This is a genomic window from Thalassobacillus devorans MSP14 (assembly GCF_000496835.1).
GTDB classification, from domain to species: domain Bacteria; phylum Bacillota; class Bacilli; order Bacillales; family Halobacillaceae; genus Thalassobacillus; species Thalassobacillus devorans_B.
In genome coordinates this window covers 369,866-382,271 of record NZ_KI543236.1, presented here as the reverse complement: position 1 = coordinate 382,271, position 12,406 = coordinate 369,866, and the positions used below count along the sequence as shown (strand labels likewise).

General features: G+C 38.5%; 10 protein-coding genes. All 10 read right to left on the bottom strand.

The features are described 5' to 3' along the window. Positions 1-14: 14 nt before the first annotated feature. Positions 15-788 carry a 2-keto-4-pentenoate hydratase gene (locus P855_RS0102715; protein ID WP_028782152.1) on the bottom strand — a complete coding sequence of 258 codons (774 nt, stop codon included), beginning with the start codon at positions 786-788 and terminating at the stop codon, positions 15-17. Between the two features lie 13 nt (positions 789-801). Next, a complete protein-coding gene (dmpG, locus tag P855_RS0102710; protein ID WP_028782151.1) occupies positions 802-1,824 on the bottom strand; it encodes a 4-hydroxy-2-oxovalerate aldolase in 1,023 nt (340 codons plus the stop codon). Next, positions 1,821-2,735 carry an acetaldehyde dehydrogenase (acetylating) gene (locus P855_RS0102705; RefSeq protein WP_028782150.1) on the bottom strand — a complete coding sequence of 305 codons (915 nt, stop codon included), beginning with the start codon at positions 2,733-2,735 and terminating at the stop codon, positions 1,821-1,823. Before P855_RS0102705 ends, dmpG begins: the two co-directional genes overlap by 4 nt. Positions 2,736-2,855: 120 nt before the next feature. After that, positions 2,856-3,836: a catechol 2,3-dioxygenase gene (locus tag P855_RS0102700; protein WP_028782149.1), complete on the bottom strand. Its 981-nt coding sequence runs from the start codon at positions 3,834-3,836 to the stop codon at positions 2,856-2,858. Positions 3,837-3,884: 48 nt separating this feature from the next. Continuing rightward, a complete protein-coding gene (locus P855_RS0102695) occupies positions 3,885-4,364 on the bottom strand; it encodes a flavin reductase family protein (RefSeq protein ID WP_028782148.1) in 480 nt (159 codons plus the stop codon). 23 nt (positions 4,365-4,387) lie between these two features. Further along, the gene (locus tag P855_RS0102690; RefSeq protein ID WP_028782147.1) at positions 4,388-5,902 is read right to left on the bottom strand and encodes a 4-hydroxyphenylacetate 3-hydroxylase family protein; all 1,515 of its coding nucleotides are present in this window, start codon (positions 5,900-5,902) and stop codon (positions 4,388-4,390) included. Positions 5,903-6,071: 169 nt separating this feature from the next. Then, positions 6,072-7,961 carry a XylR N-terminal domain-containing protein gene (locus P855_RS0102685; protein WP_028782146.1) on the bottom strand — a complete coding sequence of 630 codons (1,890 nt, stop codon included), beginning with the start codon at positions 7,959-7,961 and terminating at the stop codon, positions 6,072-6,074. A 443-nt stretch (positions 7,962-8,404) separates the two neighbouring features. After that, positions 8,405-9,163, bottom strand: coding sequence for a fumarylacetoacetate hydrolase family protein (locus P855_RS0102680; RefSeq protein ID WP_028782145.1), 759 nt, complete (start codon positions 9,161-9,163; stop codon positions 8,405-8,407). A 53-nt stretch (positions 9,164-9,216) separates the two neighbouring features. Continuing rightward, on the bottom strand, positions 9,217-11,523 hold the full coding sequence (locus P855_RS0102675; RefSeq protein WP_235062601.1) for an arylsulfatase: 2,307 nt from the start codon (positions 11,521-11,523) through the stop codon (positions 9,217-9,219). Positions 11,524-11,567: 44 nt separating this feature from the next. After that, positions 11,568-12,406: formylglycine-generating enzyme family protein (locus P855_RS20285; RefSeq protein ID WP_037985583.1), on the bottom strand; the 839-nt coding region annotated here is incomplete at its 5' end.

Genomic DNA, 12,406 nt, shown 5'->3' with positions numbered 1-12,406 from the left:
CCTCTTTCCTTCTATCATTTAAACGTCACACAAATAGAGCCGATATGATCAAACTCAGCTGTAAATGTGTCTCCACCTTCTGCTTCTATTGCACTCGTTAATGCTCCGGATAATACAACTTCTCCTGCTTTAAGGTGAACATCATAGTTGCTTAATGAGTTTGTCAACCAAACTACCGACCATAGTGGATTCCCCAAAACCGCCGCTCCAGCACCAGAATCAATCATTTCACCATTTCTATAAGCAACCATTCCAATATGAGTTAAATCTATACCATCTAATTTTGTAGGTTTTCCACCAATGACAGCAGCTGCTGAAGAGCCATTATCTGCTACCGTATCTTCAAAGTTAATTTGCCACTCCTGGATTCTGCTATCAATAATCTCAATAGCAGGAGAAATATAATCAGTTGCTTCTATAACATCCATTACCGTCACATTTGGACCCTTCAAGTCTTTCTTTAACTTGAAAGCAATCTCAAATTCTACTTTTGGCTGTATAAAGTCATCTATTTGGAGCTCATCCCCTTCGACATGCAACATGTCGTCTAATAGATGGCCATAATCCGGTTGCTCTACGCCAAACATACTTTGAATTGCCTGGCTGGTCGCTCCAATTTTCTTTCCAACTATGATAGCCCCTTCGTCAACTTTATGCCGGATAATTTCTAATTGAGTATGGTAAGCTTCATCAACGGTTAGACCTGGAAATGTCTCCGTTAAGGGTGGAATAACATCTTTTTTCTTCTCTGCCTCCAGCAATTTTGTTGCTGCTTCTTGTGGTACCATATATCCTCCACCTTTACTTAATACTTTGAAGACCTTTTTTCTTCTCTGCCAGTTCAATTGCTACATCTATAATCCAATCCTCTTGACCTGCAATAGCTTGACGTTTTCCCAGTTCCTCCATAATTTCAGTAGGATTTAAATCAAATTTTTCCGCTGCATGTCTTACATGCAATAAGAAACTATTGTATACCCCTGCATATCCACTGGATAAATTATCACGATCAATAACTATTGGAGACGGGATAATTGGCGCTACAACTTCTTCTGCCAAGTCCATTAATACAGATAGACTGATGCCCGTATCAATGTCCATTTTATTCAAAGCGGCTACGATTACTTCTGTTGGTGCATTGCCTGCACCAGCGCCCAACCCCCTTACAGTTCCATCAACTTGATCTGCTCCTGCCTCCAGTGCCGCTATTGTGTTACCGATAGCTAACCCTAAATTATTATGGGCATGCATCCCTACATCAATAGTTAATGCATCTTTTAGAGCGGAAACTCTTTCCCTTACCCCATCTGGAACCAGTGCCCCTGCTGAATCTACTACATATACACAGTCTGCTCCATAAGATTCCATCAGTTTCGCCTGTTCTACAAGCACTTCTTTAGGTTGTGTATGAGACATCATTAAAAATCCAACAGCCTCAATTCCTAATTCTTTTGCCAAATGGAAATACTGTTCAGTAACATCGGCTTCTGTACAATGCACAGCAATTCTTACCATCTTGATCCCAATTTCTATTGCATCTCTTAATTCTTCGCTTGTACCAATACCAGGTACAAATAGGGAGGCAATTTTTGCTTGTTTAGCTGTTTCAACCGCTACTTTGATCAGTTCGGATTCTGGGGTTTTAGAAAATCCCTGCTGAATCGTAGAACCATTCAAACCTGCGCCATGACTCACTTCAATTACCGGAACACCCGCCTTATCCAGACCATGGACAATATCTTTCACTTGATCAGAAGTATAACTATAGCTTATCGCGTGCGAACCGTCTCTTAATGTCGTGTCCGTAAGCCTTGGGATTTTCACTGCTGTACCTCCTCTTTTTGTAAGATATGACTAGCGTATAATTCACCGACTTTTCGTGCTGATGCAGTCATGATATCTAAATTTCCAGCATATTTCGGGAAAAAGTCTCCCTCACCTTCCACTTCATTCATAATAACTACCACAGGCAAACGTCCCCATGGAGTCTCACGATAGTCAATAATTGGCTCCGCTTTTAACCGGTAACCTGGAACATACTCAGATACGTTTTTAACCATATCCTTGATAGATTTTTTGACTGCATCCACATCAAAATCTTTTTCTTTAATCACTGTATAAATCGTGTTAACCATTGTTATTGGCGGTTCTGCAGGATTAAATACCGGTACTGCTCTTGCACTTATGGAACCGCCAACTTTTACTAAAGAGTTTGCGGTAGTTCGCGTAAACTCATCTACATTTTTTCTTGTACCCGTCCCGATTGCACGACTGGCCACCGTTGCAATCGTTTCTGCGTATTGAACAGGAACCTCCCGTGAAACAGCGTGAACAAGTGGTGTAGTTGCTTGGCCGGCACAAGAAACCATGTTTATATTTTTCGATTCGATATGATCATTTAAATTTACCGGTGGTACCAGATAAGGCCCGACAGCTGCAGGTGTCAAGTCAATTGCCATTTTATTTTCTGCTCTCAACTTTTCAGCAGCTTGAATATGAGCCTTTGCACTCGTTGCGTCGAAAACAATCTTAATATCTGAATCAGCTAAAATATCATTAATTCCTTCATGGCTTGCTTCTATCCCCATTTCCCTCGCTCTCATTAGTCCTTCAGAATTGGGATCGATACCGGCCATTAATGATAGTTCCATAGGTCCATCGTTTTTTAAAATTTTATACATAAGGTCCGTACCTATATTTCCAGACCCTAAAATGCCTACCTTTACTTTGGACACTTCTTTTCACCTTCCTCTCTACTAACTAAAAAAGCCAGGTTACTGAAAACGATAAAGCTTGTAATGGAATGATTTCTTTAAAAAAGAGTAGACCTTTTTAAAGAAATCATTATCCACTGATTACTTTTTGGCAATTTCAGGAACAGTTACTGGAGTCCCTTGATTCCACCAGGAATCAGGAAACGCGGTTCCGATCCATGTATCTCCATAACCAGGCGTGTCTTTCATTTCCCATATAACAGGTTCAAATGTGGGATCGGTGATTAAATATCCTGCATCTCCAAATAATTCCACACGGTTTCCGCCTGGCTCATATACATACATACAGAACGCTTGACTAATGCCATGTTTGTTAGGAGGTACTTCGATAAATATCTCATTTTCTTTCAAGAGGTCTGCAATATCATACAAATTTTGCGGAACTCCATACCAGTAACATAAATGGTGCAACTTCCCTGGAATTTGATTTGGTTCAGGCATGTAAGCGATTTCATGAACAAGATTAGAAACACTCATCCAGCTTCCCAGAACCTGTCCATTATCCTGGATTTGTTCTCTTAATCTGAACCCAAGCGCATCCACTAAAAAGTCTGTATCTCTTCCGGGATTAGAACTCATAAGATTAATGTGGTCCAATCGGCGAACAGGTACCCCACGATCTGGACGTTTTACATTCCGATTTAAAAGTCTTGTTTTTTCTTCTTCCCTAGGCTGATAATATTCTACGTCAAAAAGGAGTTCCATCTTATGGCCGTCAGGTGTGGTGAATTGATATGCAGGACCATGGCCAACATCTCCATCAATCCAGCCTTGACCTAAACCGGTATTTTTCACCGCTTCCACCCGTCGCTCTAACGCTTGAGGAGACATGGTCCGCCAAGCTGCATGGCCTAGACCCGCCTCATTTGATTCCGTTATTTTTAATGTGTTGTGGTACGTATCCTCATATGCTTTCAAATAAACAGACTGGCCAGCCCTGGCCGTAACATCCATTCCTAAAAATCTAGTAAAAAATTCTACACTTTCTTCCGGCTTCGGTGAAAAAATCTCAATGTGTGCTAATTGCGCTACATCGAAAATCGGCTCTTTAAATTCGCTCATTACTAATCCCTCCACTTTTTCAGTTTAATTGCTAAAAGTTCAAGAAATTTACATAACTTCTTCGGAAGCCTTCATACAACAATATTGTCCTTTATAAAAAAGCAACGGATCTGAGCAATCCTGAAGCTTAAGATCAATGACTTTGCCGATAAACAGGGTATGGTCTCCTTCCACGTGTTCATTGACAACTTCACAGGAAACTTGAGTATGTGCTCCTTCAATTACTGGTAACCCTGCTAATCTATCAAAAGAAACATCTCTGTCTTCTTTGATTTGTCCAGCGAATAACATGGATAATTCTTTTTGATCCTGAGATAGAATGCTGACAGCGTACTTTTTACTTTTTCTAATTTTTTCTAACATGCTTGCCTGCTCGCCAACGGAAATGACTACTAACTTTGGATTTAACGACACTGACATAAAGGCATTAGCAGTCATGCCGTGAATATTTCCATCTGCTTCTGTTGTAATGACATTAACACCTGTTGCAAATTGTCCCATTGCAAATCTGAATTGACGATCATCCATTATAAATCCTCCTCTTTAAAAGTTTACTGTTTCACCAAATCTTCTACTTTAGATGGGTTAACCCATGTATTATTCGTCCATCCATGCAAATCATAATCACTCATTGCTGATTCTGCAAAGGCTTTATAGGAATCTGCTGCACCTGAAAACTCTGCATGTTTCAATGTCTCAATGCGGATATTTTCGGTATTGCCGGCATAGTTTATTTCATAAAGTTCATGACGTCCTCCAAATTCGGAACCAATTGCATCCCAAACCAACTTCAGTAACTTCACCCGTTCTTCCGCAGAGATACCTGTGCCACGGTAATATTTATCAATATGTGTCCGTAATTCTTCATTTAGGAAATCCTTAGAACTCGATGGCAACTGAATTAAACCGCCTGCAACTACTTGTTCGAAGATATTCTTTACCTTTACCCAAGTATTCGGTGCCAGTACACGATAGGCATGTGATGAAAAACTATTTGGTACCGCTACACCATTCATTCCTACATCTGGATCACTAGCCATTGCAGTTGTCAGACTCCACATCATATTACGTAAAGCCAAAACTTCACCTACATTGACTTGAACTCCTCTAAATTGTTTCGTACCAGCTCCCTCTGTAGCTTTAAGCAGTAACCCTGCCATAAAATCAAGTTTTACAGCCAATCTGGTTCCACCATGAAAAGAAAATCTATTTACAAAGTTCGTTCCTGGTACAAAGTTATTTGATACCTCTACGTTTTTATAAGATAAAACATCCTCCCACGGAATAAATACATTATCCAGTACAATCACTGCATCATTTTCATCAAATCGACTTGAAAGTGGGTAATCAAATGGTGTGCCATTTGTAGCGGCCTGTAATTCATAGGAAGGACGACTAATCATCTTCACGCCTGGCGCGTTCATTGGTACCATGAAAATAAGTGCGTGACTTTGATCGCCATCTCCTAAATCTTTGGGACCGTAGTTCGCAACAAAGTTATAGTGTGTTAATGGAGCAGATGTACCAACCATTTTGGCACCGCTTACTATGATTCCATCATCTCTTTCATCGACTGCACGGACAAATACATCCTTATTCTCATGAAGTGGTTTTGAACGATCCACTTGTGGATTAATCACCGTGTGGTTAACAAAGGATACATCCTTTGATACTTTCCTATACCATTCTTTGGCATTATCTTCGAACCCCTCAAAAAAGTCGGCATAACCATGTAAGTGACCAATAAATGAAGCCTTATAATCAGGAGTACGTCCCATAAAACCATAATTTAACTTGGACCATTCCGCTATTGCATCTCTTGTTTTTAATAGATCTTCTGAACTTCTAGGTGTTTTAAAAAACCAATGCGTTTTATCGCCGTATTCATTTTCGGTTACTAATTTTTTACTCAATTCCGGATCATGAAGGCTGTCATACAGTCGTGCATAAGAACGAGCCGAATTGCGAAATGCTGGGTGTGTTGTTACATCCTCCACCTTTTCCCCGTTTAAATAAACTTCCCTGCCGTCTTTTAAACTCTCCAAGTATTCTTTTCCTGTTAACATAACTAATCCTCCCATGCAGTATATTAATCATTTAAATAGTGCTTATCTTTATTTTTTAATAAAAGCGCTTTCATTACAACGACACCTAGCGTCTGAATATATACAATTTTCAAACATTTACTGTCAGTTTTGTAACTATTAAAAAATGCCTCCTGTTGAGGAGACACTTTTAATAGTTTGAAATATTTATTTTTCCTATAGATAGTAACGCTTGAATAGACAGCAATAACTTGTACGATACTTCCGGGTTTCTTAAGTCCTGTTCCATCAGATCTTCTATTTTTCTTATTCTATATCTAAGTCCACTTAAAGATAATGCCATATCGGTAGCAGTTTGCTCTAAATTCCCCCCATTAAGTAAATACATATACAACGTTTTGATTGTTTCCATTTTTTTATCATCATCTAAATCATCACAAAGTGGCCTTAATGTATATATTGCTATCCTTTTTACTTCTTCTTCATTATTTGAATTGATTAATGGACCTAATATCCCTAAAGTTTGAAATTCTATGACGTTATTTTTATTAGTTGTCATTCTTTGGGATGTAACAGCCTCATGATAACTATTTGAAGCGTTTTCTATTTTATTCGACTGCATGCTAATTCCAGCAGAAAACACTACAGATGGATACAAATTAGAAAGGTGATCTAAGTACTTTGTACAAGTAGCTTTAATTCCTCGATCAGCAATTTCGCTTTTTAAAAATAAAAGAACTAAGTCATTTGCCTGTTGCCCTAAAAGTATATTAATATCAAATCTCTGGAAATACATGGTGCTTTCATTTTTAACCTCTTCCAAAAAAGTTAATTCTTCTTTATAATTTTGATTAGGTTTTTGAAAGTTTATTACTACTATGTAATACGGTTGAAAAAGATCCAAACCAATAAAGCTGCCTCGTCTGAGAATCTCCTCATTTGTATACTCTCCATTTAGAATCTGCTCCAAAAACCTCCCCTTCATTCGCTCTTCTGCTTCTGTTTCAGTTTTCTTGTTTAAGATATATAAAGCACATATCGATGAGATTCTCTCAATTATCATTTGGAGAAATCTTAATTTTTCTTCCTCTGAATCTTCATAATAAACAAACGAACAATACCCGATTATTTTCCCTTGAAGGAATATCGGAGTAACAATTCTTTTATGTTCCTCTAATTTTATAATTTTTGTTTGGTGTAAAGTCTTTTTCATGGAATTTTTGTTGTGAATATAATTAAAAAAAGAATGATTAATCCCGTCCAAATCTTTATTGGGTACACCACCAGATGCAATCAGTTGTAATTCTGGACTTTCGATTAATATTGCTGTTTTAGTTAAGTTGTAGACAAAATCCATGATCGTATCCAAATCTTTCCCTTTTAAAATTTCTTCCGTTAATTGGTTATAGATAACGGAAGCCTTTTTTAAATAGTTTCTTTCTTCCAGTAATTTTTCATAAGTTAACTCCAGCTCTTTTACAATTGGTTCTTCCTTGTAATACTTCAGTTCATCATTCATTTCATTTGTCCAATAATCAACTGTTCTCCCTACCCACTTACATACCTCATCTCCCTTTCCTACACAAGATACTTCCTTAAATAGAACAGTTTGATTGCATACCTCACTAAGAAATCCACTCGCATATCCAACCAGTGTATTACAAACAGGTTCATCAGATATTCCGAATTGTTCAATATGTTCCTCTGCCTCATAAGAATGCTCCCAGGTACCTTCTATATAAGTGGATACTTTATCATCATAGTGTTCTACTTTAATTTTAGTTAAAGTCGGAACAACATGTCCTTGTAACTGATGATAGATTGGGCCTTTTTTTATAATCGTCTCTTTGGATTCATGATTAAATTTTTCCTGGATGATCTTTGCATCTTTGCGACCAAGATCCGAACCATAACGCATTAAGAAACCCTTCACTCGCTCCTTACCTATGTTTGTATATAAATCTTTTCTCAAAATACCGAAAGAAGACGTGGGGACTAAGATGGCCCTGTTATCCTCCGTATAGATCAACCCGTCATCTGCTAATTTTAAATCTCGTTCAAGCTCCAGAGGCTTTTTCAAAAATCCTTCACTCCTTTTAAATTACAATTTATTAACCCGATTCTTCGTTTAATTTTTTCAATATTCACATTATAGTGAATGATCTTTACGTATTCAAATGCGTGCAAAGTACTGAAGCTATCTGGCTAACTATGCTGCCAAGGGCTGCTTTGGATAATGGTTCTTTGACGAATAGGAAGTAAATGTGATGATTCCCACAGCCAGCTCTATAGCTGATGGTTGCAATCAGGATTCTGGAATGCTTTCCATTTTCATTGAAAACGCCTGCACTCATCATTTTAAAAAACGTAATCCATCACTCATGGATTACGTTTTACACTGAAAGAAGGACCTGTGATTCATACATTCAGGTTATCATTTAATAAGAAGTACCTGGCCCATATATAGTATTATGTTCAGTCACTGGGGCGCAGGTACTTTCTTCGGTTAAATTAAAGAAGAGATTAATAGACTACTTGGTTCTCCAGTTTCCCTATGCCTTCTATCTCTAATTCGATTTGATCGCCTGGATTTAGAGGACCCACTCCAGAAGGGGTTCCAGTGATAATAATATCACCAGGGTTTAACGTCATCACTTCTGTAACTTTGACAATTAAATCCTCAATCTTATAAATGAGGTCATTCGTGTTGGAGTGTTGTCTGACTTCTCCATTAATTGTCAACTTAACCTCTACATGATTAGGATCAAGCTCTGTTTCAATTACCGGCCCTAGTGGTTTAAAAGTAGGAAAAGACTTAGCTCTTGTAAATTGACCATCCTTTTTTTGAAGGGTTCTGTCAGAAATATCGTTATTGCAGGTATAACCAAATACATAAGACAGTGCATCATCCCTGGAAACATTTTTAGCTTTCTTGCCTATCACGACTGCAAGTTCTGCTTCATAATCAATTCTGTGCTCTAAGTTAGGCAGGATAACGTTGTCTTCATTACCAATAATAGAAGTTGGAGACACCATGAACATCATCGGCTCATCAGGAATGGGCATCCCGCTTTCTTCTGCATGAAGCGCATAATTCAGACCAATTGCTACAACCTGTCCTGGTGAAACGGGTGGTAAAAGTTTCACTTCATTCAGGTTATAAGTAGAATCCAGTTTGCTTGGTTTGCCTTGCAAAAAGTCTCCATCCAATGGAATGATTTCATCCCCTTCTACTATTCCAAACATCACTTCATCTTTGTCTTTAAAACGTACATACTTCATTCAATTAACTCCTCCCTGAAATATGATTCACTTTCGCTTAGTAGAGTAATTTCTTATTCAATTGTTATATACTCAGCTTTATCAAAATCGTATTGAACCTTTTCAATTTCACCGGTGAATGGAAATTTTCCCTCGTCCGCATATTCAGGGCTGACAGGATATAATAAATCTTTTCCAATATCCAAACCTTCAAAAGACGTTTTAAGTGGTAGAGTTTGTATTTCCGTTTCCCCAACAGGCTCATCATTAACGAATAATGTACCGGTACCTTTGTTTTCCCCTGTGTTTTCAAATACAAATGTGATCAGATTCTCACCTTCATTTAAGCTCTTATCCGAGTCGATAATAAATCTTTCTCTCCCATTATGATATTCATAATGGAGAGTATTTTCTTTTACATAGAAGGTATAACCGCTCTTATCGTTACCTAAAGCTAATAATACCCCCTCATCTTCTTTAGCGTAATCTATCGGAATGGTGATCTTATGATTACGATCTAATGTAAGCGGTGCAGCCGATTCACTTAAATGTGACATTCCTGGATAATACGTAAATGATTTCCTTGCTCTCAAATTATCCTCAGGTACATTTTTCAGGCCTTCTAAGAATTTTTCTGATAAAGGGAATACATCATTCTTTTCTGCTTCCTTATTCCAAAGGTCAATAAGTTTTTCAAGTATGTCCGGATGTTCTTTTGCCACATTATTCAGTTCTGAAAAGTCTTTTTTGACATTGTAGAGGGCCCATTCATCGTCTTCAAAATCTGTACTTGGTTCATGCTTTGAAATTGCTTTCCATCCATCATGATAAATCGCTCGCTTTCCGCTATGTTCAAAGTATTGGGTGTCCTTGACCGTTTCTGCATTGGATTTGTCAAAAGTTTTAGCAAAACTGACTCCAGTCACTTCCATTTGCTCGATGCCATTTATCTGATCTGGTATTTCAATTCCCAGGACGTCATATATTGTTGGAGTAATATCACTGACATGTGTGAATTGTGTTCTGGTTTCGCCTTTTGACTTTATACCATTAGGCCAGTGAACAATCATAGGAGTGCGAATTCCTCCAGCAAGTGTCGTTCCTTTAAATCCTGCAAATGGTGTATTACTGACTTGAGACCATCCAGAAGGATAATCGCTATTCGTCTTTTCCCCTCCAATTTGATCGTATTTTTCTAAGATGGATTCAAAATCTTCAGGAATTTTATTATAAGCCAAGGCTTGATTCGTAGCCCCATTCTTTCCACCTGAGAAACTGGCACCATTATCGGAAATCAATACAATAAGCGTATTATCTAATTCGCCCATCTCCTTTAAGGAATCAACTAATTTACCGACTTGTTCGTCCGTATGCGTTAGAAAGCCGGCGTATGTTTCCATAAACCTGGTGTATAGTTTCTTTTGGTCTTCGTTCAGGCTATCCCATGCTGGAACACCTGGGGCCCGAGGAGCAAGTTCTGCATCTTTGGGAATAATGCCCAGTTTCTTTTGTTTTTCAAATCGTTCTTCCCTAATTACGTCCCATCCCTCATCGAATTTACCTTCATACATTTCTATATATTCTTCAGGTACCTGATGTGGCATATGCTGTGCACCAAATCCAAGATACATAAAGAATGGATCATCTGGTCGAATGGATACATGATCCGTGATATATTGTCTTGCATTTTTAACAATGTCCTCTGAATAATGATAATCTTCCACATCAGGTAAAGGTACTGCACTATTATCCCTAAATAATTCTGGACGGAACTGATCAGAAGAGTCCTCTAAGTTTCCATAGTATCGATCGAATCCTCTTCCAAGCGGCCATCTATCATACGGACCTGCTGGAGAAAGCTCTACAGTCGGCGTAATGTGCCATTTCCCAACCCCAAAGTTGGTATAACCATTCTCCCCAAGAACTTCTGTTACGAAACCAGCTTCTTTTGGTATTTCAGCTCTGCTGCTTGGATGTCCTTCTCCAAAATCAAAGTTCGCAACATTCCCCATGCCAACAGCATGATGATTCCGACCCGTTAATAAGGAGGCACGTGTCGGAGAACAAACTGGTGTTGCATGAAAATTGTTATACTTTAAACCGTTTTCTGCAAGCTCATCTATATTTGGGGTACTGATTTCAGATCCAAAGCTACCTAAATCAGAAAAACCTGCATCATCTAAAACTACATACATTACATTTGTTTTCTCTTCTACCTTTGCCTGATTTTTGGTATCTTCTTTTTGAATTTCATCCCCTTCTTCTGACTGAGCCTGGCAACCACCTAATAAAACGGTTGCTGACAAAGCCACCGAACCCAACATCGAAATTTTATTGACATACTTAGCCCAGGGTTTTTCTTCTCTCTTTTTATACTCCAAAATTATTTTCCTCCTTTTAATGATAGACTACTAACGTAATTTCTTTAAACATCTCTCACACAACGAAAACCAATATTCCCTGACGCACTATCAGGAGTATTTTTTGACCTTGCTGCTACTCGGTAACGATTACAATAAGAATGATGGCAAAGATAAGAACCCCCACGCATAACACGAAATTCACCTGATTTTGGCCCTTTGGGATTATTCCTTCCACCTCGATCTCGCATACTTCTTGCAAACCAATCTGAACACCATTCCCATACGTTACCAACAACATTGTAAAGACCGTATCCATTTGGCGGGAACGATTTGGCTGGCGCAGTACCTATGTAACCATCTTCTACTGTATTAGTCTTTGGAAACTCTCCTTGCCAAACATTACAAAGATGTTCTTTATTTGGTGAAAGATTATCTCCCCATGGAAATTTCTTATGTTTCAATCCGCCACGTGCGGCAAATTCCCATTCCGCCTCTGTTGGCAGCCTTTTTCCAGCCCATTTACAATAAGCTTGCACATCATTCCAGGACACATGTACAACAGGATGATCCAATTTCTCCTCAATGCCAGAGTCTGGGCCTTCGGGATGTTTCCATGATGCTCCATGTACGACGAGCCACCAGGGTGTCTGTTGAACGATTTGTTTCACTTTGCGTTTTGTTTGATCACTAACAAATTGATAGAATACAAATGACCATCCAAACCTCTCTGATTCCGTAATATAACCTGTTTCTTTGACGAAGTCTTTAAATTCGGCATTCGTAACAGCATGGGCATCCATATAAAATGAATTTACCTTTACCTTTCTAACAGGTCCTTCGCCATCCTCAGGGTAACCCTCCTTATCCTTTGCCCCCATAAAAAAACTACCTCCAGGTATGT